The following is a 22,383-nucleotide window of genomic DNA, read 5'->3' on the forward strand; positions in this document are numbered from 1 at the left end:
GGCCGTCCTTCCATCGCCCGGATGGGTTTGCGCTTCTTGCCTTAAAGATTAAAGCGAGTTCCAGAAGTCGCACTTATGATTGGCTGAGAATTGCGCGTCGGTGAAAGTAGATGAGACCGGGATGTTCTCGGAGAACCATGCAGGCTTATCTGGTTTGTTGGCGACATAGACCGGCCATGGGGCATTGCCCTGCCCGTTCGGGTTTCCCGTCCGAGCAAAGTTCGTCCAAGCCGCCACTAGCTGATTCGAGAGATTCTCCTGCTTGTTGTTGAGCTCATGCGGAGTGCCGAGCGGGCCGCCATGCCAAAGCGGGAACAGATATTGGATATCGCTCGTGTGGTAGGCGAGGGAAACGAACCCAGGCATTTTCGGGAAATAGAACGGAGCGGTTCGCTCATCGAATTCATAAGCATAGACCGGTATTTGAGGGGCCAGAACTTGATCGATTTTCCGCTGGGCGCATAGTCCAGGGTCGGTCCCGACAGCATCCCAAGCCAATTGGGGGCTCGCAAAAGCGTCCAAGGGGTAGCGGTTGAGGACCGCCTTGGCATTGGCCCCGAAGCTTGTATTGACGAAGTTGGTGTATTGCTCCGAAGTTGGCGGCGTGCGAGGCGGCCCGGAGAAGAACTCCGTAATGGCGAGCGTGAAGTTTTCTTCATCCTCCACATTCCCATTCATCAGGGGCACATGGTTGAAAGCGCCATTTGTAAAAGCCGTCATCGGCTGAACCGGGATGACGACGCCATCAAGGAGCGGTCCGGTTATGAAAGCGCTTTGGGCGCTAGCCGTTCCTGCGAGCTCCTCTATCTTCGCCGCCGGCAGGCTGCGCAGACATTTGGCGGTGGCGGGATCCGAGCCGCCGCCGCAACCTGCAGCGATGGCGAAGGCCGTGCCGGCCGCCTCAGCAGTCGCCAACGTCGGCACTGTGCTGGGGCAGAAACTTTCGCAGATCGCCCGCTCGAACAGGCCCGCAGCTAGCGGCGAGACCATGTTGATGCCGGTGTCCTCCGCGCCCGCCGATTGGCCGCCGACGGTAACGTTGTTTTTGTCGCCGCCGAACTCGCCGATATTCCGCTTCACCCATTTGAGCGCCAACTGCTGGTCGAGAATGCCGTAGTTGCCGAAGTGATGGCCTTCGGCGTCCAACGCGGGATGGGCAAGGAAGCCCATAAGGTTCAGGCGGTAGTTGATGGTGACGACAACCACATGGCCTTGCGCCGCCAGTTTGGAGCCGTCGTAGTCGCTGCTCTCGCCGTCGACATTGCCGCCGCCGTGAATCCAGAAAATCACCGGAAGCTTCTCTTTCGCCGCTGGATCGACGTCGGGCGTGAAGACGTTCAGGTATAAACAGTCTTCGTTGTTGTTAGCTGGGCCTGCAAACACGCCGAGCGTCGTGATCTGAGCGCAAGTCGGGCCGAAGGCCGTCGCATCCAGCACTTTCGTCCAGACTGCATGCTTTTGCGACGGCTTCCAGCGCAGATTGCCGACCGGCGGCTCTGCGTAAGGAATGCCGAGGAATTCGGCGACGCCATCCTTGATGAATCCTTTGACTGGACCTTCCTGCGTTTCAACCTTGGGAGCGTTGGCTGCGTGCGCCGCCATTGGCACCAATGCCGCGCCGGCCCCTAAGGAAAGCAAAGCGCTGATGCGCATATATCGCCATAGCTCTGAAAGCTTGGACATTTCTTCCCCCTATTTTTTCATCACTTTTATTGTGACGGGGGGAACGGTAATCGAGCCCTGTTCGGTCGATCTTCCATAAAATTCCTGCGCCTGTAATAATTTAGATATTTCGTGAAATCGCTTTAGAAGGGAGCGGGTTATTTCTGAGATAAAGCCCGTGACAAAATCTATTGCCGGACGATGCAGTCATCAACTTTGCGTGATATTGGCGCTGTAGTTCATATTCCCTGCGTCACTCGGTCAATCTTGTTTTGACAGAGACGGAATGCTTTCGTCGGCGCCCAACATATCCTGGCGGCTGCCTTCAGTAGTTACGATCTCGCGGCCGGCGGGCGATCGCTCCCCAAAGAAGAGGCGCGGCGGCGCCTCTACCGGTACGGATCTTGCGGAGTGACGAGTTCGCCGTCGCGATAATCAATCTATTTGGAGCAAATATGTTCGAGGTTTCAGGGCTGCGGCTCTGCGCGCGTGTGCGCGCGCAACGAAGGACTTTCACGAAAACGAGCGTCGCGTTAGGGATGACGATCGCCGCAACAATGCTGTTTGCCCCGCTGCAATCGCAGGCGGCAAACGATCTGAAAGTCGAAACCAAGGAAGGCCCAGTCGAAGGGTTTCTTGGCAGCCGCGGCGTCGCCAAATTCCTCGGCATTCCTTACGCTGCGCCGCCGGTAGGCGAACTTCGCTGGCGGCCGCCTGAGAAACATGAGCCGTGGACAGATGTTCTGAAGGCGACGACTTTCGGGCCGCAGTGCGCGCAGATCACGACGTTCGGCCCATTCGCTGGACCGCCTAACAACAACGAAGACTGTCTCTATTTGAACGTCTATGCGCCTGAGGTCCATTCGTCGGCGAAGCTTCCAGTGATCGTCTGGATTCACGGCGGCGGCAACATGGACGGGGCGAGCGATAGCTACGATGGGACGAAGCTCGCCGCCCAAGGCCGCACAGTCGTCGTTACCATAAATTACCGGCTTGGGGTTCTGGGTTTTCTGGCCCATCCCGCGCTTGACGCTGAGAACCATCTTTTCGCGAACTATGGAATTCTCGATCAGCAGGCCGCGTTGCAATGGGTGAAGCGAAACATCGCCGGTTTCGGCGGCGACCAGAATAACGTCACTCTCGGCGGCCAGTCTGCGGGTTCGCTCGATACGCAAGTCAACATGGCCTCGCCGCTCGCCGCCGGGCTGTTCCACCGAGCGATATGGGAAAGCGGCGTGCAGGAGCCAGCGCCTTTGCCATTCGCCGAAGCGATTGGGGGCGCCTTCGCCGCCGCTGCGGGCTGCGGCTCCGGCGCGGACTCGGCGACTGCTAAATGCCTGCGCGGTCTGCCCGTCGCGCAGATCATGAAAGTACAAGGGACCGAAAGCGCCAATTTTTACCCGACCTTGAATGGCGTGGTCAGCGACGGCCAAATCTTGCCCGCCGCAGGGATGAAGGCGGCGTTCGCAAGCGGACAGTTCAATCATGTTCCCGTCATCAGCGGCTCGACGCGCGATGAAGGTAACTTCGGCCTAGCGATTACGGAATATTTTAAGAAGCCACGGGCGCGATTTACAGAAGCGGACTTCGTGAACTTCGTCAGGACCAGCTACACTGGCAACTCGGGACCCTCGGGGGCGCCGCCCGCTTTTCCGGCAGACACGGTCAATAAAGTGCTGGCCCGCTATTCGCTTCATGCCTACGCGACGCCGCAATTAGCCATGGATGCGGTGGCGACGGAGGGGAGCGTGAACTTTCCTTGCCCGACGCGACAAATCCTCAAATCAATCGCCAATCAAGTGCCGGTTTACGCCTACGAATTTGATGACCGAACGGCTCCGTTCTACTTTCCCAAAATGCCTGGGTTCCAGGCGCTGGCTTACCATACCAGCGATATTCAATATCTGTTTCCTTTATGGCACGGTGGGGCCGACGGCACTCCACATCGGCTGAACAAGAAACAGGAAGCGCTCTCTAATCAACTTGTGGCGGCCTGGACAAATTTTGCCAGGACCGGCAATCCAAACGGAGAGGGCGATAGCCCGTGGCCTCGCTACACGCCTGATGACAAGGCGCATTATCTGTCGGAGAATATCCCGGCCCTGTCCACGATTTCAGACGCAGAATATTCGACCGCAAACCAGTGTGATTTCTGGGATAAAATACTGGCGCAATGATCAGCGTGTCCAGCTTGCAAATATGAATTTTAAATTCGCTAGGCGCGGTCAAGAGAGTTTCTCTTTACCGCGCCGATAAGTTCAAAGCGCCGTGTATGATAGCGGCGCAGGCCATCCCGGATGGCTGCCCGCTTCCCGCAATTAATTAAGCCACGCCAAGCTCCGGGAAGCGATAATCAAAGCCCCCATTATGATTACGTGATCTTCGCAGCTTCATCTCGCGAAGGCTGTGGCGCACGTCCGTTCCTCGTCGTAACCGCAATCAAGCCAATGAGGATCAACGCCAGGATCAAGGAAGAGCCGATTGTGCCGAAGCCGAGTCCGCCCTGCTCGTGACTTTTCGTCAAAAAATCGCCCATCGTTGCGCCGAAAGGCCGGGTCAGCACAAACGCCGCCCAGAACAGCAAGGTCTTCGAAATGGGCGAATAAAATGCCGCCAGCGCGATCGACGCTAGAATGGCGGCAATCAGAAGCGCGCCGCCGGCAAATCCCAGCCCCGAACTATCGGCCAAGAAGTCGCCCAGAGCCGTTCCAAGCGTGTTGGAAAATAGAATGGCCGTCCAATAGAACATTTCAACTTTGAACGTCCGGATATTATTGACGGACAGCGAACCGACGCTGAAACGCCACGCAAGAAGAATGCACAGCAGGATCGTAACCAAAATGATGGAGCCGGTCGCGTAGCCAAGGCCCAGCGTGCGATCCATGTAATCCGACATTGTCGTGCCGGCGGTGCTGGTCGCGAGAATGACGGCCCAATACAGGAATGGGTGATAGGATTTCGACGCGAGCTGGGCGATAAGCGCAGCGACGAATATGGCCGCCAAGATGACGCTGCTGACGGCGTAACCCACATTCAACGTCATGGACAAAAGGTCGCCTGCGGTCTCGCCGAGCGTCGTCGCCGCTATCTTCATTATCCAAAAGGCCAAAGTGATTTGTGGGACTTTGTTCACGCGCAAAACCTTCCGCTTTTAGTGATTTGGGATTGGTTCAGTCGCGCCGAATCCGACGCCGCTGTCCAGCTGCTCGCTATTTCCGATCGATCTCAAGCTCGCCGCGCTCCGGCCCGGCTGTGACTAGGGCCCAGACCCATAAAATGGTTGGCGTGACAGGCGGATTGTGATTCACAGCTTCCGAAAGGAAGCGACTATGAATCGGGATCAATTCTGGCTGACGGACGCGCAGTTCGCGAAGATCGCGCCGCATCTTCCCACGGACACGCGCGGCAAGGCGGGCGTCGATGATCGCCGGGTGGTCAGCGGGATCATTCATGTGCTGAAATCTGGCGGACGCTGGATTGACGCGCCGCTGGAGTACGGGCCAAAGAAGACTCTCTACAATCGCTACGTTCGCTGGGCTGCTAAGGGCGTTTGGATCGATCTGTTCCACGCGCTTGCGCAAGCAGGCGGGCCGCCGGCGCAGGTCCTCATCGACTCCTCGGCGGTCAAGGCGCATCGCTCGGCCAGTGGCGGCAAAGGGGGGAGAAGAATCAGGCCATCGGCCGTTCGCGCGGCGGGCGCACAACCAAAATCCACGCATTGACCGATGCGGACTGCCGCCCGCTGTCTTTCATGCTCACCGGCGGCCAAATCGCCGATTGCTCGGCGGGCGCGGAGCTTATCGCGCGACTTCCTCCTTGCGAAATCCTCCATGGCGACAAGGGCTACGACGCAAATGCGATCCGTCGGCAGGTCGAGGAGCGCGGAGCTATGCCGAATATCCCGCCCAAGGCCAATCGCAGGTGGAAGAACTGCTTCTCGCCCTTCCTCTATCGAAACCGCAACGCCATCGAACGCATGTTCTGCCGCCTGAAAGACTTCAGGCGCGTGGCTACGCGCTACGACCGAAACGCATTAAACTTCCTCGCCACAGTCTGCATCGCCGCTACCGTTTGCTACTGGTTGTGAGTCTGGACCCTAGGGTCGTGATAACATGTATCATATTCGCGACCGAGCGTTCGCCAAGCTTTTGAGGCGCGCAGTTATTATCTCTATATTGTAGCGTCTAAGCTCCGAGTAGCAATGTCTGGGGCATTAACGCCCGCCGCCAGCCCCTCGTTCCTTTTTTAAGCCCCGTTCATCTGTCGAACAGTAGCTTTCCCGCCTCCTCTCAACCTCGAGAAAGGCCGGCAGCCATCGATCGCGTGCCCGAGCCGGATGACGAGCAAATCCAGAGGGACGCAAAAGACGGCAGCCGCCGCTGCCGCGCATGCAGTCGAATTGGATCGACGGGTGGCTGCGGTGGCGCGATGCGCGAAGGAAAGAGCCGCCAGGCAAATGGCCAGATCATGCCAACCGACGCGCTGGCCGGCTGCGATCGCGCTTAAGTCCGGCCTGCGAGCTTCGGATCCGGCCGCCATCGACAGAAAAGACCCGACCAATCGGCCGAGCCTTCTCTGCTTCCCCTGAAGAGAAAGAGACCGAGTTAGATCTCAGTACTTGGCGACAATCGGCGCGGGCGGCGCAAACGTGTCGAACTTGTAGCTGAAGCCAACCTGCACCTGGTTTTCGACGATGTGGCGATTGGAGAAACCGCCGCCGCCGCCAATGGCCGGATCGTTGAACGAATTGGCCGCGAAGATCGACGAGTGACCGAAGTCGGTATAGCGATATTCCGCTCGGACCGACCAGTTGTTGGTGATCGCGTATTCGAGACCGCCGCCGACCGTCCAGCCGACGCGGGTGTTGGAAACGCTGTCAAAACCAAACGGGGTCGAAATGCTGCTGTCGACTCCGCCGAAGGCGACGCCGCCGGTGGCGTATAGCAAGACGCGATCCAAAGCGTAACCAACGCGGCCGCGGACGGAGCCCTGAACGCCGAGGTTGGAGCTATAGGTGACCGGTACGAAGCCTTCGCCGCGGGTAAAGCTCTTGTTCAGGCTCGAGCCATCGACGCTGCCTTCGAGGCCAATGACGAATTGGCTCAACTGCAGATTATAGCCGACATGCGCGCCGCCGATGACGCCATCATTGTTCGAGCTGAAGCTGTCGAAGCCAAAGGGGCTGCTGGAGCTAACATTCTGGTTGCCCCAGGCGTAACCAATCTGACCGCCGACATAGATGCCGGTCCATGTGAAGATTGGCGCCGGCGGCAAATAGACCGGCGGCGGAGCGCGCGAGGGAAGATCGGCTGCAAGAGCGGAGCCAGCGAGAGCGACAGCGCCAACTGAAGCCAGTAAGAAACGACGGATCATAACTTCTCCTTAGTAGAACCACTCCTCCATTGAACCTGTTTGAGTTAAAAAACAATGACGCAGAGTTCAACTTCACGTAAGCGAGAATCTCGTCTCTCGTGGCCAAACGGTTACACACTTATAAGTTGCGACGCGTTCTCATGGATCCCGCGAACGGTCGAAGCGAATCCCTTGCCCTATTCATTTCGCCCATGAAGTTATTCGAGTTCGGAGCCATCGAGGCGTCCAAATTGAGGGATCGAGAATGCAACCATCGAAACGGCTTTCGCCATAGTGAGCGGGTGCGCGGCCTGATATCCGTCGCCTTCTAAAGAGGAACGGCTACCGTCCATGAGTGCAATTAGGGATCGCGGACGACTGGGGCGCTATGTCGTCTCTTTTTGCTTCGCAACATCAGCTCGAGACGAGCAGCCGGGATACGATCGCCCCGAGAAGCGACCCGCATGACGAGCCGGCCTTCTTCGCCAGCACGCATATTGAATCAGAGCCGTGCTGCTTCACGAATCCGGGACGATTCCTTCTGATCGGAAAATGCTTTAGACTTATGAATCGCAGAGGAGGAATGGACATGACCAGAATTCCATCCGGCCTGATCATTGCGATAGCGCTTGCCAGCGTGAGCGGCAACGCCATTTCCGCGCAGGATAAATATGCTCTTCAAGTGCCGAATGGGCTCGCGTTTTCTGAGTTCAAGGGATACGAAGACTGGCAGTCCATCTCCGTCAGCCAGACTGGAGACCTCATCGAAGCGATCCTGGGCAATCCCGCGATGATCAAGGCCTATCGGTCCGGCGCGCCCGACAACGGCGAACATTTCCCCGACGGCGCTAAGATGGCGAAGATCCATTGGAATGCGAAAAAGAGCGCGGAGGCCCCCGAACCGACGACAGTGCCGGGCGCCCTGCACGACATTGATTTCATGGAGAAGGACAGCAAGAGATTCCCGGACACCGGCGGATGGGGATACGCCCAGTTTAACTACGACGCCGCGTCCGACGCGTTCGCGCCCCTTGGCGGCGGCGTCGATTGTGGGTACGCGTGTCATACGATAGTGGCGGCAAAGGATTATGTCTTCACGGCGTACGGGAAGAGGTGAGCGGCCGCGATGATGCCTGTATGGCTGTCGATTGATGGCGCTGCCCGACCTCAGGCGGCGCGGATCAGCGCGGGCGCCTGCCCGAAAGAAGGCGCCCTTTACTCAGCGTAGGCTTGCCGGCGTAGCCCAACAATAATCGTCAAGCCGGGGACGTCGATTAGAGTTAGCGACATACATTAAATGTATGATAGCCAACAACATTGCCGCGAACATCAAGGAACGGCCCTGTCACCAACGCGCAACGGCCTTCCTGCGGGTCTGGATATCCCTCATTCTCTCGCGTGACGGTGGCGGTGAGGCCCTCCTCGTCGTCAGCGGAAGCGAAGCCCACCAACGTGGCGGCGTCGCCGTTCGGAAGGGCGACATTCGCAGCTCCGACCGGGTTAGCTGCGGCAGCGGCATGGCCGAGGATAACGGCGCCTGCTGCGACAATAATCTTACGAATATTAATCATGCGAAATCTCCTTCTTGTTGCCGAACGCGAACGCGCACGGCGAGGGGAGATGATCTGCGCTATTGCCTAGACGATGATTGACCGCGCAGGCCCAACAACCGCCGCGCTCGCTTATTGTAACCGGGGTTAACGGATATGTCGGAAAAAGGTTCGGGCTAAAGGTGAGGCGCACTGGCGCAATCAGAAAGGGGGCCGCTGACGGCGGACCCATATCCCATCTTAAGCGGTAAAGGGCCAATGGCGAAGGCTCGCGAAATAGTGAACCAAAGGAACATTCCGCCCAGTTTCCTGTTTTGACGACTAGTCTGGACAAATGTCCTTAGCGTTGCCCAGCAGATGGAGCTTTGATGGAACACCCTGAACGGTTCGAGTCATCTGCGAGCATTGAAGGGCGATACCGTCTCCTTGTCGACGCGGTGAAGGACTATGCCATTTATATGCTGGACCCCACGGGGATCGTGACGAGCTGGAACTCGGGCGCGCGACGCTTCAAAGGCTATGAGGAATCGGAAATCCTCGGCGAACACTTCTCGCGCTTTTACACTAAAGAGGATCGGGAGGCTGGCTTGCCGCGCCGTGCGCTTGAGATCTCGGAGCGCGAAGGCAAATTCGAAAACGAAGGCTGGCGCGTTCGGAAAGACGGCGCTCGCTTCTGGGCCCATGTGATCATCGATCCGATCCACGATCGATCGGGAAAGCTTATCGGATTTGCGAAGGTCACCCGCGACCTAACCGAGCGGAAGATCGCCGAAGAGACTCTGCGGCGAAGCGAGCAGCAGTTCCGGCTTCTCGTGCAGGGCGTGACCGATTACGCGATTTTTATGCTCGATCCGGATGGCATGGTCAGCAGCTGGAACCCGGGCGCGCAACGAATCAAAGGCTACCTTCCCGAGGAAATCATAGGCCAGCATTTCTCCCGCTTCTATACGCAAGAGGATGTGGCAAGAGGTGAGCCTAGCCGCACGATCGAAACCGCAACGCGGGAGAGCAGGTTCGAGAAAGAAGGTTGGCGGATCCGCAAGGATGGCAGCCGGTTCTGGGCGAATGTAGTTGTCGATGCGATTCGAGACTCTAACGGCGCGCTCCTCGGCTTCGCCAAACTCACCCGCGACATTACCGAGCGGCGGGAAGCTCAGCGAGCCCTCGATCAAGCGCGCGAGGCCCTGTTCCAGTCGCAAAAGATGGACGCTATCGGGCAACTCACTGGCGGCGTCGCGCATGATTTTAACAACCTGCTAACGGTGGTTCTGGGCAGTTTGGAGCTCGTGCGCAAGCGTCTGCCCGACGATCCCAAAATTGCAAGCCTTATCGATAACGCCATTCAGGGCGCAGAGCGGGGCGCCGCCCTCACGCAACGCATGCTCGCTTTTGCGCGCCGCCAGAAACTCGAACTCGAACCCATCCATGTGCCGGCTCTCGTACAAGGAATGACCGATCTTTTAGGCCGATCGCTCGGCCCTTCGGTAACAATCGAGACACGCTTTCCGCTTATATTGGATCCGGTCTGCGCCGACATTAACCAGCTGGAATTGGCTCTCCTCAACCTTACTGTGAACGCCCGCGATGCAATGCCGGATGGCGGTTTCATAATCATTGCAGCGCGAGCCGTGAATGTCACTGCGGGCCATAGAAGCAATCTGTTGCCGGCGCGCTATATCTGCCTCTCTGTTACGGATACGGGCGAAGGTATGGATGCGGCTACTTTGGCTCGCGCCGGGGAGCCATTTTTCACCACCAAAGGCGTGGGGAAAGGCACGGGCCTTGGATTGGCCATGGTCCATGGCCTCGCCGAACAATCTGGCGGTCGGCTCCTGCTGAAAAGCCAAAAAGGCGAAGGCACGACCGCCGAGCTATGGTTGCCGGCGGCGAAAATAGATGCGGAAGCTGGAGACGCCGAAAAGCCTGCGGCGTCGGAGCCCGCCATAAACTTTCGTCGACTTATCGTGGTGGCCGTCGACGATGATCCGCTTGTTCTCACAAACACCGCGGCGATGTTGGAAGATCTCGGCCACACTGTATTCAGCGCCACAGGCGGGAGACAGGCGCTTGATATTCTTCGGCTAGAAAACGCCATCGATTTAGTCATCACTGATCAAGCCATGCCGCGCATGACGGGCGCAGAACTGGCCGAAGAAATCAGAACAGGATGGCCACAACTACCGATTATCTTAGCTACGGGTTACGCGGAGCTGCCGCCAGGGCAAGACGCGGGACTGCCGCGCCTTGCCAAGCCCTTTGGACAAGTAGACCTTGCGCGGGCCATCGCCGCCACGATTGGGACGCAAGGCGCAAAAAGCCCGCGCTGAAACGCCTGCTCGCGGAACCGCTCAACTGCTGTGATGCGAAGATCCGCCACGCCGAACGGATATCCCCTCAAGGACGCTGTCTAGCGGGCGAGCCGGCTCGCATCCGCTAGCCAGGCGGCGGTCTTTTCCGGCTCGAAGAAATACGCTTCGAAGTCCGAAGGGTCGTCGAAGCCGTCGACGAAACGGCGAGCCACAGCGGGAATCTGGCCGGCGGACCCAACGAGGTTCAGGACGTGCTCGGGCGGCGGACCAAGCAGGGCATTGGTCCATTTTGTTACATGCCGAGCATCATCCCAATAGCGCTCGAAGGTTGTTTGCATCCATTTTCGGTCGAAAGGAAGACTCCCGCGCTCAGCAATTGCAGCGAGATATGAGGCCGCGCACTTCGATGCGGCGTTGGAGCCTTGGCCTGTGATCGGGTCGTTGGCGACGACGACATCCGCGACGCCCAGGACGAGACCGCCGGACGGCAGCTCGCCAACCGGCCGGCGCACGGTGGGAGCGAAACGGCCAACCAGGGTGGCGTTCGCGTCGGTGAGCTCAACCTTACGGGCGCGGTCATACTCCCAGGGGACGCATTGCTTCATCAGTTCGAGCGTGACGCGCAGATGATCCTCTGGCCGCTTGATCCCGTCGAAGACGTCGAGCCATCCACCTGGCAGAACCTCCCAGAATAGGATATCGGCCCGACCTGATGCGGTGAGCGTCGGCATGATGAACAGCTCACCTGCCCCCGGTACGATGTTGAAGCGAACCGCGTCGAAGTCGGGATGTTCTGGACGCGGCTCAAGACCATGGACGTAGGCGACGGCCAAGGCGCGTTGCGGCGAGTCGTATGTAGAGCGGACAGGATCCCGCTCGAACATCGAGGCGAGGTCGCCCTTGCCGGTCGCGACCAAAATCAAGTCGTATGCGCGCGCGAATCCGTCAAGGGAGGATGCGGTTGCGTCATGGACGATGAAGTCGCCGCGGCGTTCGATAAATGTCTCAATCCAGCTGGCCATCTTGATCCTTTGATCGACGGATTGGGCGTAGGCGCTGAGGCGTCCCACCCAATCGATAGCTCGGCCGCCATCCTGCGCGGCGACCGAGACGCCCAAGCCCTCGATGCGTGGAGCCCTACTCTCCCAGAGATTGATGCCGAGGTTGCGCTCATGCTGGAGCGCTGAATGGAACATGCACTGAGTGGACATCACACGGCCGGCGCGGATCTCATCAGGCGTGCGATTGGAGATGAGGGAGACGTCGTAGCCGAGAGTCTGCAGGCCAAGGGCAAGCTGGAGCCCGGACTGGCCAGCTCCAACGATCAAAATCTTTCGCATGGTGGAAGCGCTCTTGAAGAAAAGTCGAAGCAGACGAGGCTGCGTGTGGGTTAAGTCGGCCCCAGGCGTTCGATGCGGCTGTCGACATCAGCCGTCGACCCCGTTTACCAACATGCCCGCCATGCGGCAACAGCGTTAGCGTCGCCATGATGACGTCGCCGAGGTATGATCAATGAAATAACTCGCGTGGACGGCGACGTTGTGGGTAGATTGTTAAACTGCATCAGGAGAAGTCGATGACAGACACGAACCTTGACGCCGCCGCCGCGCAGACGCGTGCGGTCCGCGCCGGAGGCGCTCCGGCTCCTGTCGTGAAAGCCTTCTTTGACGAGCCAACGAATACGGTTAGCTATGTGGTCAGCGATCCGGTTACGAAGTCGGCCGCGATCATCGATAGCGTGCTCGACTACGACGCCGCTGCAGGCCGCACCGCGACGACGGCGGCGGATGCAATCATCGCTTATGTCGAGGCCGAACGACTTTCCATCGAATGGTTGCTCGAAACGCACGCTCATGCGGATCATCTGTCAGCGGCGCCCTATCTGCAAGAAAAGCTTGGCGGCAAGCTCGCCATCGGCCGACAGATCATCCACATACAGAAGATATTCGGGAAGATCTTCAACTTCGGCGCGGAGTTCGCACGGGACGGTATGGAATTCGACCGACTGTTCGACGATGGCGAGCGCTTCTCAGTAGGCGACCTCCCGGCGATCGCCTTGCACGTGCCGGGGCACACTCCGGCGGATATGGCCTATGTCATCGGCGACGCGGTGTTCACCGGCGATACTCTATCCATGCCGGACTACGGTACGGCGCGCGCCGACTTTCCCGGCGGCGACGCGCGTCAACTCTATCGTTCGATCCGCCGTTTGTTGTCGCTTCCCGACGAGACGAGACTGTTTCTCTGTCACGACTACAAGACAGCCGGCCGGGATGTCTATGTCTGGGAGACCACCGTCGGCGCTGAGAAAAGCGGCAATGTCCATGTGCACGAGGGCGTAACCGAGGACGCATTCGTGGCGATGCGCACGCAGCGCGACGCCACTCTGTCGATGCCGAAATTACTCATTCCCTCGGTCCAGGTGAACATGCGAGGCGGTCGGCTGCCAGAGCCGGACGCGAACGGCGCGCGTTACCTCAAGGTCCCGCTGAATGTGCTGTAAGGTCGGCTTGCGCTCCAAGGGTCGTTAAGGTCCAACCTCATCTCGAAGCGCCGCCAGTCGCGCGCCTTCCGCCGCCATTAGGGCGAAAAGCGACTCGGGTTCACGCAGCCGGGCCTGCAGCCCCGCGAGTTCTCTGCCCTCGGCGACAATAATCTCTCTCTGCCCTTCGGAAAGGCCGGACAAAATACGCTCCGCAGCCGCCCCCACAGCCATGCCATTGTCGATGTTTTCAGAAGATCGCCCATGCCGAGAACCATCGCCGTTAAGAGCATTTAGCGAGATGGCGGTCTTGACCGAGCCCAGCACGATCACGCTGACCTTGATATCGTAGGCCGTCTCAACCTCAGCCCGCAAGGCGTCGAAATAGCCCATCACAGCGTGCTTTGCCGCGGGATAGCCGGTGCGCAGAGGAAGCCCGAGCTTACCCGCTACTGAACTCACCGCGGCTATATGCCCTTTGCCTTGCTCGACCATGCGCGGCAGAACGAGCTGAGTGAGTTGCAACGGCGCTAGATAATCGACCTCGATCAGCCGGCGATATGTTTCGAAATGGGTGTCGAGGGCGAGGCTTCGCTGCGAGATTCCCGCATTGTTGATCAGGAGGTCTATTGCCCCGCGCCACTTCCATGCGCGCTCCACAACCCCAGGCAGAGCGTCGTAATCAGTGACTTCGAAAGGAAGGATAAAGGTCTTGCCGCCGACTTCGGCGGCGACGCGCTCCAGCTCCTGCACTCGGCGACCCGATAAGATGACCGCAGCCCCAACGCGCACCATGGCTTTGGTGAGCGCTTCGCCAATTCCTGAGGACGCGCCGGTGACCCAAACAACTTTGCCTTCGAATGACATGCGCCTCTCCCAAAAATGCGGACGGAGCTAGCGCCTGGCCCAAGCCGACGCGCCAGTCCGACCATATATTGAGCCACCTTTTGATTTCAACGCACGCAATTACCGTCGTAACGCGAATGGCGAGGCCTCCAGACTCGATATGGCGGACGCGCCGCCGGCGATCGTCAACGCGTTGCAGGGCTGCTCAAACATTCAATCCGTCGATCAATATCCTTTACGACCAATCGTCGTATTGGTCGGAGACGACGTCCGCCCGGTCGCAGGGTCCATAAGTGTGAGCGGCTCGTACCAGACCGGAAGGCCGCCAGGCTTCTCTGGAAGCGGACGATTTGGCGCTGGGGATGTAGACTCTATAACAGTTGTATCTTATGAGTGCATTCGTATCCGCGACATTGATTGACCCTTCCCTAGCGAAACCCAAACATGCGTTACCTCCGGCGCCGCTCGATCCTTTTGGCCATCGCCCTCAGCCTTATCGTCATCGCCGCCGTCACTTATCAGTCCGTCGTGCCCGGGCTGTCGAAGGCGAGAGGCGCGGATTCGGCGCTAGAGGCCGAAGTCGCCACATTTTTGTTGCATGCGAGCGTGCCGGCGGAGGCGAAGGCGAGAACTAATCCGCTGAGCGCCGATGCGGCGATAATCGCCGCAGGCCAAGAGCTGTTCCGGCAGAAGTGCGAGATCTGCCACGCGTATGATGGCGGTGGAAAAACCGAGGTCGGCGCCGGCGAATATCCGCGCGCCCCCGCCCTTGGCTCCATGAACGTCATGGAGATGTCGGACGGGGAAATTTTCTACCACATCCGCAATGGCATCCGTAACACCGGCATGCCGGCATGGTCGGAGCCTGACGAGCAGCTCTGGCAACTCGTCGCTTACCTCCGCCACCTGCCGATCGTCGCGCCGCTCGAGCGGGTTGTCGGCCAAACAGCGGACGCTCATTACGTCGGCTCGGCCACCTGCGGAACCTGCCACACCGAGATTTTCCAGCGCTGGAAGCAGACGCTGATGGCCAATGTCGTTCGCGATCCGAAGGAACGCCCGGACGCCATCATCCCCGATCTTTCAAAGCCGGACCCGTTGGTGGCGTTCACAAAGGACGACATCGCCTTCGTCTACGGCAGCAAATGGAAGCAGCGTTATTTCAAGAAAATCGGCGACGACTATTTCCCCCTTCCCGCGCAATGGGACGTCATCAACAAGGTTTGGCGAAAATACTTCGTCGCGCCCAATACCGATTGGTGGGCCGGACTCTTTCCGCCCGACAATATGCAGCGGCCGACCGGCGCTCTCTGCGACGGGTGCCACTCCGTCAACTATGACATCAAGACCAAGACGGTAGCGGAGTGGAATGTCGGATGCGAGCGCTGCCACGGACCGGGCAGCGCGCATGCGGCGAAGCCGATCGCAGAGAACATCGTCAATCCCGCGCGCCTCAATTACGTCGACGCCAATGACGCCTGCATTCAGTGCCACTCGCAGGGTCGGCCGCTCGCCGATCCGATCGATGGCCAACATTACGACTGGCCTGTCGGCTTCCAGGTCGGCCATCAACTTTCAGACTTCTGGAAACTCGAGGATCACACCCTCGGCGAAACGACGTTCACGCATTTCGCGGACGGAACGGCGCATAAGAACCGGATGCAGGGCAATGATTTTGTGACCAGCCTCATGTACGCGCGGGGCGTCACGTGCTTCAGCTGCCACGACCCGCACGGCAGCCCCAATGATGCGATGTTGCGCGCGCCGGGCAACGGCGTCTGCCTTGCCTGCCACGGTCCCAATTCACAGAACGGTCCTCACGCGGCGACGATCGAGGCCCATACGCATCACGCGCCGGACAGCCCCGGCAGCCAGTGCGCGGCGTGTCACATGCCGAAGATCGCCCAGACGATCGCCAATGTGAACGTCAGCAGCCACACGTTTCACTTCGTGACGCCAAGCGAGACGGAGCGGCTGAAAATCCCCAACGCCTGCAACGTCTGCCATACCGACAAGACAACGGAATGGGCCAAGGCCGCTCTTGCCAAATGGACGGACCGCTCACCCTGGCGGATGGATCAGTAAGCCGCTCTCGTTAGACGTCGCGATGATCTCTGGCGCCTTCGAATTCTCCGTCGAATCGGAATGGCTTGGGCGCGTCGCGATGGCCGTGCGTAAATCCGGCTGACGCGAGGTCCGCACTGCAGCCATCGGAAGGTTCGAAGGTGATGTTGGCGGTTTGCAGCGCCGGCAAATGCTTGTGCAGCTCACGCCTGAGCGCGCTGGCGATGCCATTGGCTGCGGCGAGCGTCAGTTGGTCGTTAACGTCAATCTCCACGTCGGCGTGGAGTTGGTGGCCCATCCACCGGGCTTTGGCGTCGACGACGCGTTCGATGCCGGGCACATGCTCAGCTGCATGGCGGATCTCCGCCGTAACGTTTGGCTCTACCCCATCGAGGGCGCGCGTGATCACCGCCCGGGCCGACTGCCAAACAATCCCGAAGATCGCAAGGGTGATGAGAAGGCCGATAATCGGATCGGCAAGAGGGTAGCCGAGCCACACGCCTGCCGCGCCAAGCACGACGGCGAGCGAAGTCAGCCCGTCCGTGCGGGCGTGGTAGCCGTCGGCGATGAGCGCGGCGCTGTTTATTTGCCGACCGACCCTGATGCGGAATGCCGCCACCACTTCATTGCCTATGAAGCCGACGATGCCGGCGGCCGCGAGCCACCCGAGTGCTGTCACTGGGCGGGGATGAATCAGGCGATCGATCGCCTCGTAGCCGGCGACAAGCGCGCTGAACAAGATGATGAGCACGATCATTATGCCGGCGAGATCCTCAACTCGGCCGAGGCCATAAGTGAAAACCTTCGAGGGCTTGCGACGCGCGAGGACGAAGGCGACCCAGAGCGGGATGGCGGTGGCGGCGTCGCCGATGTTGTGGATCGCATCGGCGAGCAGCGCAACCGAGCCTGAAACGAAAGCCACGGCCAGTTGCAGAGCCGCCGTGATCGCCAAGATGACGAATGACCACTTGATCGCCCAAATGCCGCGACGGGTCGTAGTCAAGGAAGGATCAATCACGCCGTGGGTGTGACCGCGCCCGCCCGAATCGCCGTGGAGATGGCCGTCGCCGCCATGATGGTCGTGCACATGATCGCGGGCGGCGAAGCCGAACCAGTCAAGAAGCCTCGACAATGGCGACATCGTCCCTCTCAGAGATATTTGGTGATTTCCTTGAACTCATCGATCGAGCGGCGCTGCTCGCGCGGCAGCGGTCCGACGACGTCTTCAAGGCAATGGTCGAGGTGATCCTGAATCAGCGTTTTCTTGGCCTGGCAGATAGCTTTTTCGACCGCATGAAGCTGCTGGGCGATATCGAGACACGAGCGCCCGGCCTCGATCATCTCGATAATGCCCTTAAGATGGCCGTCGGCGCGCTTTAATCGTTTGACGATCTCGGGATGGGTTTGGTGCAGCAGTTCATCGGACATGGGCCATACCTATCCCCCAGGAGGGGATAAAGTCAAATTACGACGGAACGTGGAATGAATAGGCTCCTGGGAGGTTCGATCCATGCGCGTCCCTCCTTGTTGGCCAGCTTTCCTTTCTGACCAGCGGACGATAAAACTGAATAATTATTGATACAAGTGTTGCATCACATTTTAGCGATGATACGATGTTCCGATGAACAGGAATGAGACACAAACAGAGCAGCGCTGGCTGCTCCTGATCCACCAGCTGCCGACCAAGCCGGCCTATTTCCGGGTGAAAATTTGGCGGCGACTGCAAGGCATTGGCGCGGTCGCCGTGAAGAGCACGGTCTATGCGCTGCCCTCGAACGCCGAGACGCAGGAGGATTTCGAGTGGCTTTTGAAGGAGATCGTCGATGGCGGAGGCGAAGCGATGGTCTGCGACGCGCGGCTGATCGACGGTCTCTCCGACGCCCAGGTGCAAGCGCTGTTCGATGCCGCGCGGGACGAAGATTACGAGGCTATCGCCAAGGAGTGCCAGGCGCTGGCCATAGCCTTGGACGCCGATGACGCGGCGGAAAAACATGCCGACAGATCCGCCAGCCTCGGCCGCTTGCGCAAACGGTTGGCGGAAGTCGTGGCCATCGACTTCTTTGGGGCCAACAGCCGCGAAACAGTCGAAGGGCTGCTCGCCGGGCTGGAAACGCGGATCGCGGAGGACAAGGGCATGAGCGAGGGACCGTTGCAGGCGGCGCCGCAAACCGCCGCGGAGCTCAAGGGAAGGACTTGGGTTACACGCAAGGGCGTGCATGTCGACCGGATCGCCTGTAGTTGGCTAATCCGCCGTTTCATTGATCCGGGCGCCGTCATCCGCTTTGTGCCGGGGAAGGGCTACGAGCCGAACGCTGGGGAATTGCGTTTCGATATGTTCGAGGGCGAGTTCACGCATGAAGGCGATCGCTGCAGCTTCGAGGTTCTGCTGGCGCGCGCTGGCATCGCGGACCCGGCCTTGCAGGAGATTGCCGAGATCGTCCACGACATCGACCTCAAGGATGGCAAGTTCGGGCGCGAAGAGGCGACCGGCATCGCTCACCTCATTGCTGGCATTGCAATGGCCAACCAGGATGACGAGCAGCGGCTCGCTCAGGGCGCTCCCGTCTTCGACAATCTCTACCAGTATTTTCGTAAAAAGCGCGGGTGACAGGCGGGAACGGGTCGATGACAGAGGCTGTGAGCGTTGAGGCGGCGCCCGTCCAGAACGGCGCCCTCTCGCATGGCGTCTCGTTCGGCGAAGCTATTCGCGTCTGGGCCCGTGTAGCGGCTTTGAGCTTTGGCGGGCCGGCCGGGCAGATCGCCGTGATGCACCGGATCATCGTCGAGGAAAAGCGCTGGATCGGCGAGACGCGGTTCTTGCATGCGTTGAACTACTGCATGCTGCTGCCCGGCCCTGAAGCCCAACAGCTCGCCATCTACATCGGATGGCTCCTGCATAAGACCAAGGGCGGCCTCGTCGCCGGCGCGCTGTTCGTGTTGCCTGGCGCCGTCGCTATCATGGCGCTGAGCTGGGTCTACGCGATCTTCGGCAATGTCGGCGCGATTCAGGCGCTTTTCTTTGGTCTGAAGGCTGCGGTTCTCGCCATTGTTCTCGAGGCCGTCAATCGCGTCGGCAAGCGGGCGCTCAGGAACAACATCATGGCGGCGCTCGCCGCCGTCGCCTTCGTGGCGATCTTCTTCTTCCATGCGCCCTTTCCCCTGATCATTCTATGCGCCGCGGCGATCGGCTATGTCGGCGGCCGCGCGGGCCTCTCTCCGTTCCTTGCTGGAAATGCGCACGGGAAGCTTGGCGGCACGCAGGTAGTTGACGCTGACACGGCGCTCGGCGAGGGCATTCCGGCCCACGCTCGCCCTGCTGTCGGCTGGTCGCTTAAAATCGCCGCGGCGTTCCTGGCGCTATGGCTGGCGCCTGTCCTCGGGCTGCTCGCATTGGCGGAGCCTGGAAATATCTTCACCGACATCGCTGTCTTCTTCTCGAAAATGGCGGTGGTGACGTTTGGCGGCGCTTATGCCGTTCTTGCCTATGTTGCGCAGCAGGCTGTCGAGACCTACGGCTGGCTCAAACCCGGCGAGATGCTGGACGGCCTCGGCATGGCCGAGACGACGCCAGGCCCACTCACCATGGTCACGCAATTCGTCGGCTTCATGGGCGCATTCCGGGCGCCGGGCGCCCTCCCTCCGCTGCTTGCCGGCACTCTAGGCGGTCTGCTCACAACCTGGGTCACCTTTACGCCGTGCTTCCTTTGGATCTTTTTAGGCGCTCCTTTTATCGAGACGCTTCGCAGCAACAAAGCCTTATCGGCCGCGCTGGCGACGATCACGGCGGCCATCGTCGGGGTAATCCTGAATTTGGCGGTGTGGTTCGCGCTCCACACTTTGTTCGGCGAGCTGCGCGTCGTGAGCAAACACGGGATGGCCGTGGAAATTCCCGTGCTGAGTTCAGTCAACATTCCTTCGCTTGTCCTGACGCTGGGCGCTCTGGCGGCGGTGTTCCGCTTCAAGATCGGCATGCTGCCCGTGCTCGCCGCCTGCTCGATTTCGGGCCTGCTGTATGGACTCGTTACGGGGACGGTCTAGACCGCTAGCCAATAGACACACCGCCATGCCGCGCAAAAGGAACGTCGTGCGCAAAAATCGATGCAGACCGCAGGAGGACGCGCGCGTCCGATCGTCCACGGGCGAAAAGCGGCTCAGGCGCGCCGGGACACGCGAGGCGGTGTTGGCCGCCTTCCTCGTTTCATCGCCCGTATTGGCGGCGCCCCCGTATCGCACGGATGACCCGGAACCGACCGATTACCAACACTTCGAGCTGTACGCTCACTCGACGGGCGTAGACGTCTCGGGCGACGCGAACGGCTTCGCTCCGGGCGTCGAAATCGACTATGGCGTCATGCCCAACACGCAGCTGAGCATCATCGCGCCTCTGGCGTTCGACCGCGCTGCGGGGGAGCCCTCCCATTGGGGTTATGGCGACACGGAGATAGGGCTGAAATATCGTTTGATTGAGCAGGATGCGAACGGCTGGAGACCCACGATCGCGATATTTCCGACGGTCGACATTCCAACGGGCAACGTTCGTCGCGGTCTCGGGACCGGCGGCGCGCGCATATTTCAGCCTGTCTGGTTTCAAAAAGACATCGGCGATTGGACGATCAACGCAGGCGGCGGTTATTCGATCAAGTTCGGGCTGGGAAATAAGAACGATTGGTTCGTCGGCTGGCTCGTTCAGCGCAAGATCAGCGATCAGCTGAAAATTGGCGCCGAAATATTCCATCAGACGGCTGTGGCGGTGGGCCGAAAGGAATCAACCGGCTTCAACATCGGCGCAATCTATGACTTCACCGACGCTTACCATCTGGTCGCATCGGTCGGGCGCGGACTCCAGAACGCCAAGGAAACGAACCAATTTTCTTGGTATCTTGGCTTTGAAGTGACGGGGGCCTGGCCATGAGCCCCTTCTATTGAAACTCGTCTCGGGCGGCGGCAAGATTCGACGCGCGCCCCAGGGCCTTCCGCCCGCCCTCCGATCGCGCAAAGACGCGACTGAGATCGCTTGGCTTTTACTTGGCCTTTTCCGCCTCAGAACTATTGGCCGGCGGGCTGTCTAACGACTGGCCCTTACGATAGGCAGTCTTTTTATATTGATTGCCGTCTTTTGTGATCTTCGTCGTCCATCCGGTATCCCACGTAATCAAATTGCCGTCTTCTTTCCACGTGCCTGTCATTCCCTCGCCTAGGGTCGCCTTCGCTGCCCCGTTGCTTGATAAGGTTATCTCGAAGGGCTTTCCTGCGGTGTCCTTGACGTTCCATACGCCTTCGAGAGCGCCCGCAGCGAAGGAGGCCGAACTCATTATTCCGATAAAAAAGGCGGCGCTTGCCGCCGACGCAATTTGATTTCTGGTCATTGTATATCCTCCCAATTTCTTGCTTGCCCCGACAACTAAGCGCAGAGGGGACGGGTTCCATTTGGCGACCGGAACCCCGCCGGCGAGGACAACGCCATCCCGAGCGGCGGAATCAAATTCCAATCTTGGTTTAGAGCCGTCCAGTGAGAAGTAGAACAACAACAATGATCAAAATGATTCCAATGACGCCGACTCCGCCGTGGCCATAGCCGTAGCCATAGCCGCCGAAGCGACCGCTAAACCCGCCTAGCAAGAAGACAATTAGTATGATGGCGAGGATGAGTCCGAGCGACATGATGCGTCCTTTAGGAAAACACGTGAGGGTCCATTACGGCTCAAAAAACCCGCTGGCGCACGCCAACGGGTTTACTAGGTAATCTCAGGACTTAGCGCTTCACGCTATCCGCGACATTGCGCGCAGCATCCTTCACATCTCCGACGGACTTACGCACCGCCCCTTCGACCTTATCCGCTTTGCCTTCGGCTTCCAGCTTATCGTTTCCGGTAAGCTTGCCCGCGGCTTCCTTGACAGCGCCTTTGATTTCATCGACAGCGCCCTTGATGTGCTCTTTGTCCATAATAAGCTCCTTTGCCGCATTGAAGATCGACGGCGGAACTGGCGGCTGGAGCTTTGGTTCCTCAACCCGGCTGTCTTCGGATCCGACGCCGAGCGCCCGGTTGACGTTACGGACGTCTTCAGATTTTTCTAATTAGAAATAAATATGCATTTTGATCAGTTTATTTTGGCAAGA

General features: G+C 59.3%; 20 protein-coding genes. 9 read left to right on the forward strand and 11 right to left on the reverse strand.

Going from position 1 to position 22,383, the window contains the following annotated elements:
• Positions 1 to 48: 48 nt before the first annotated feature.
• The gene (locus tag WDN46_23615; GenBank protein MEJ0096279.1) at positions 49 to 1,683 is read right to left on the reverse strand and encodes a carboxylesterase family protein; all 1,635 of its coding nucleotides are present in this window, start codon (positions 1,681 to 1,683) and stop codon (positions 49 to 51) included.
• A gap of 518 nt (positions 1,684 to 2,201) precedes the next feature.
• Here WDN46_23615 and WDN46_23620 point away from each other — a divergent pair.
• Positions 2,202 to 3,839, forward strand: coding sequence for a carboxylesterase family protein (locus WDN46_23620; GenBank protein ID MEJ0096280.1), 1,638 nt, complete (start codon positions 2,202 to 2,204; stop codon positions 3,837 to 3,839).
• A gap of 194 nt (positions 3,840 to 4,033) precedes the next feature.
• Here WDN46_23620 and WDN46_23625 read toward each other — a convergent pair whose 3' ends face one another.
• A complete protein-coding gene (locus WDN46_23625; GenBank protein MEJ0096281.1) occupies positions 4,034 to 4,795 on the reverse strand; it encodes a hypothetical protein in 762 nt (253 codons plus the stop codon).
• Positions 4,796 to 4,991: 196 nt separating this feature from the next.
• Between WDN46_23625 and WDN46_23630 the strand changes: the two genes are divergently transcribed.
• Positions 4,992 to 5,749, forward strand: a protein-coding gene (locus WDN46_23630) for an IS5 family transposase (protein ID MEJ0096282.1) whose coding sequence is annotated in 2 segments (ribosomal slippage) — positions 4,992 to 5,331 and positions 5,331 to 5,749 — 759 coding nt in all. Because the reading frame shifts where the segments join, the coding sequence is not laid out codon by codon here.
• 524 nt (positions 5,750 to 6,273) lie between these two features.
• Here the strand turns inward: WDN46_23630 and WDN46_23635 are convergent.
• Positions 6,274 to 7,035: an outer membrane protein gene (locus WDN46_23635; GenBank protein ID MEJ0096283.1), complete on the reverse strand. Its 762-nt coding sequence runs from the start codon at positions 7,033 to 7,035 to the stop codon at positions 6,274 to 6,276.
• Positions 7,036 to 7,603: 568 nt separating this feature from the next.
• On the opposite strand from WDN46_23635, the gene WDN46_23640 reads away from it, so the two are divergent.
• Entirely contained in the window at positions 7,604 to 8,131 is a 528-nt protein-coding gene (locus WDN46_23640; protein ID MEJ0096284.1) for a cytochrome P460 family protein, read from the forward strand.
• Positions 8,132 to 8,294: 163 nt separating this feature from the next.
• On the opposite strand, the gene WDN46_23645 is transcribed toward WDN46_23640, so the two are convergent.
• Complete coding sequence (locus WDN46_23645; GenBank protein MEJ0096285.1) at positions 8,295 to 8,585, reverse strand: hypothetical protein; 291 nt, start codon at positions 8,583 to 8,585, stop codon at positions 8,295 to 8,297.
• A 347-nt stretch (positions 8,586 to 8,932) separates the two neighbouring features.
• Here WDN46_23645 and WDN46_23650 point away from each other — a divergent pair, with 347 nt between their 5' ends.
• Positions 8,933 to 10,891 carry a PAS domain S-box protein gene (locus WDN46_23650; GenBank protein MEJ0096286.1) on the forward strand — a complete coding sequence of 653 codons (1,959 nt, stop codon included), beginning with the start codon at positions 8,933 to 8,935 and terminating at the stop codon, positions 10,889 to 10,891.
• Positions 10,892 to 10,971: 80 nt separating this feature from the next.
• Here WDN46_23650 and WDN46_23655 read toward each other — a convergent pair whose 3' ends face one another.
• The gene (locus WDN46_23655; protein MEJ0096287.1) at positions 10,972 to 12,213 is read right to left on the reverse strand and encodes a styrene monooxygenase/indole monooxygenase family protein; all 1,242 of its coding nucleotides are present in this window, start codon (positions 12,211 to 12,213) and stop codon (positions 10,972 to 10,974) included.
• Positions 12,214 to 12,449: 236 nt separating this feature from the next.
• Between WDN46_23655 and WDN46_23660 the strand changes: the two genes are divergently transcribed.
• Complete coding sequence (locus WDN46_23660; GenBank protein MEJ0096288.1) at positions 12,450 to 13,376, forward strand: MBL fold metallo-hydrolase; 927 nt, start codon at positions 12,450 to 12,452, stop codon at positions 13,374 to 13,376.
• 24 nt (positions 13,377 to 13,400) lie between these two features.
• On the opposite strand, the gene WDN46_23665 is transcribed toward WDN46_23660, so the two are convergent.
• Positions 13,401 to 14,222, reverse strand: coding sequence for an SDR family NAD(P)-dependent oxidoreductase (locus WDN46_23665; protein ID MEJ0096289.1), 822 nt, complete (start codon positions 14,220 to 14,222; stop codon positions 13,401 to 13,403).
• 423 nt (positions 14,223 to 14,645) lie between these two features.
• Between WDN46_23665 and WDN46_23670 the strand changes: the two genes are divergently transcribed.
• Positions 14,646 to 16,286 carry a c-type cytochrome gene (locus WDN46_23670; protein MEJ0096290.1) on the forward strand — a complete coding sequence of 547 codons (1,641 nt, stop codon included), beginning with the start codon at positions 14,646 to 14,648 and terminating at the stop codon, positions 16,284 to 16,286.
• Positions 16,287 to 16,296: 10 nt separating this feature from the next.
• Here WDN46_23670 and WDN46_23675 read toward each other — a convergent pair whose 3' ends face one another.
• Positions 16,297 to 17,397, reverse strand: a complete 1,101-nt coding sequence (locus WDN46_23675) for a cation diffusion facilitator family transporter (protein MEJ0096291.1) — start codon at positions 17,395 to 17,397, stop codon at positions 16,297 to 16,299.
• 17 nt (positions 17,398 to 17,414) lie between these two features.
• Complete coding sequence (locus WDN46_23680) at positions 17,415 to 17,693, reverse strand: metal-sensing transcriptional repressor (protein ID MEJ0096292.1); 279 nt, start codon at positions 17,691 to 17,693, stop codon at positions 17,415 to 17,417.
• A 193-nt stretch (positions 17,694 to 17,886) separates the two neighbouring features.
• Between WDN46_23680 and WDN46_23685 the strand changes: the two genes are divergently transcribed.
• Genes WDN46_23685 through WDN46_23695 form a run of 3 tightly spaced genes read left to right on the forward strand, consistent with a single transcriptional unit; the run spans position 17,887 to position 21,177 of the window.
• Positions 17,887 to 18,873, forward strand: coding sequence for a chromate resistance protein ChrB domain-containing protein (locus WDN46_23685; GenBank protein MEJ0096293.1), 987 nt, complete (start codon positions 17,887 to 17,889; stop codon positions 18,871 to 18,873).
• A gap of 17 nt (positions 18,874 to 18,890) precedes the next feature.
• Entirely contained in the window at positions 18,891 to 20,303 is a 1,413-nt protein-coding gene (chrA, locus tag WDN46_23690) for a chromate efflux transporter (protein MEJ0096294.1), read from the forward strand.
• Between the two features lie 25 nt (positions 20,304 to 20,328).
• Positions 20,329 to 21,177, forward strand: a complete 849-nt coding sequence (locus WDN46_23695; protein MEJ0096295.1) for a transporter — start codon at positions 20,329 to 20,331, stop codon at positions 21,175 to 21,177.
• A gap of 109 nt (positions 21,178 to 21,286) precedes the next feature.
• Here the strand turns inward: WDN46_23695 and WDN46_23700 are convergent, their stop codons facing one another.
• From WDN46_23700 to WDN46_23710, 3 genes are all read right to left on the reverse strand, one after another.
• A complete protein-coding gene (locus WDN46_23700; protein MEJ0096296.1) occupies positions 21,287 to 21,631 on the reverse strand; it encodes a hypothetical protein in 345 nt (114 codons plus the stop codon).
• 130 nt (positions 21,632 to 21,761) lie between these two features.
• The gene (locus tag WDN46_23705; protein MEJ0096297.1) at positions 21,762 to 21,926 is read right to left on the reverse strand and encodes a DUF3309 family protein; all 165 of its coding nucleotides are present in this window, start codon (positions 21,924 to 21,926) and stop codon (positions 21,762 to 21,764) included.
• A gap of 91 nt (positions 21,927 to 22,017) precedes the next feature.
• The gene (locus tag WDN46_23710; protein ID MEJ0096298.1) at positions 22,018 to 22,209 is read right to left on the reverse strand and encodes a CsbD family protein; all 192 of its coding nucleotides are present in this window, start codon (positions 22,207 to 22,209) and stop codon (positions 22,018 to 22,020) included.
• Between the last annotated feature and the right edge of the window lie 174 nt (positions 22,210 to 22,383).

Origin of the sequence: Methylocella sp. (genome assembly GCA_037200525.1) — a bacterium.
GTDB lineage: Bacteria > Pseudomonadota > Alphaproteobacteria > Rhizobiales > Beijerinckiaceae > Methylocapsa.

Bases quoted from the DNA above. Each gene is read 5' to 3' on its own strand.
- WDN46_23650 (MEJ0096286.1), top strand. From the start codon at position 8,933: ATGGAACACCCTGAACGGTTCGAGTCATCTGCGAGCATTGAAGGGCGA.
- WDN46_23695 (MEJ0096295.1), top strand. From the start codon at position 20,329: ATGCCGCGCAAAAGGAACGTCGTGCGCAAAAATCGATGCAGACCGCAG.
- WDN46_23645 (MEJ0096285.1), bottom strand. From the start codon at position 8,585: ATGATTAATATTCGTAAGATTATTGTCGCAGCAGGCGCCGTTATCCTC.
- WDN46_23620 (MEJ0096280.1), top strand. From the start codon at position 2,202: ATGACGATCGCCGCAACAATGCTGTTTGCCCCGCTGCAATCGCAGGCG.
- WDN46_23615 (MEJ0096279.1), bottom strand. From the start codon at position 1,683: ATGTCCAAGCTTTCAGAGCTATGGCGATATATGCGCATCAGCGCTTTG.
- WDN46_23665 (MEJ0096289.1), bottom strand. From the start codon at position 14,222: ATGTCATTCGAAGGCAAAGTTGTTTGGGTCACCGGCGCGTCCTCAGGA.
- WDN46_23640 (MEJ0096284.1), top strand. From the start codon at position 7,604: ATGACCAGAATTCCATCCGGCCTGATCATTGCGATAGCGCTTGCCAGC.
- WDN46_23635 (MEJ0096283.1), bottom strand. From the start codon at position 7,035: ATGATCCGTCGTTTCTTACTGGCTTCAGTTGGCGCTGTCGCTCTCGCT.
- WDN46_23655 (MEJ0096287.1), bottom strand. From the start codon at position 12,213: ATGCGAAAGATTTTGATCGTTGGAGCTGGCCAGTCCGGGCTCCAGCTT.
- WDN46_23710 (MEJ0096298.1), bottom strand. From the start codon at position 22,209: ATGGACAAAGAGCACATCAAGGGCGCTGTCGATGAAATCAAAGGCGCT.
- WDN46_23685 (MEJ0096293.1), top strand. From the start codon at position 17,887: ATGAACAGGAATGAGACACAAACAGAGCAGCGCTGGCTGCTCCTGATC.
- WDN46_23660 (MEJ0096288.1), top strand. From the start codon at position 12,450: ATGACAGACACGAACCTTGACGCCGCCGCCGCGCAGACGCGTGCGGTC.
- WDN46_23670 (MEJ0096290.1), top strand. From the start codon at position 14,646: ATGCGTTACCTCCGGCGCCGCTCGATCCTTTTGGCCATCGCCCTCAGC.
- chrA (MEJ0096294.1), top strand. From the start codon at position 18,891: ATGACAGAGGCTGTGAGCGTTGAGGCGGCGCCCGTCCAGAACGGCGCC.
- WDN46_23700 (MEJ0096296.1), bottom strand. From the start codon at position 21,631: ATGACCAGAAATCAAATTGCGTCGGCGGCAAGCGCCGCCTTTTTTATC.
- WDN46_23680 (MEJ0096292.1), bottom strand. From the start codon at position 17,693: ATGTCCGATGAACTGCTGCACCAAACCCATCCCGAGATCGTCAAACGA.
- WDN46_23705 (MEJ0096297.1), bottom strand. From the start codon at position 21,926: ATGTCGCTCGGACTCATCCTCGCCATCATACTAATTGTCTTCTTGCTA.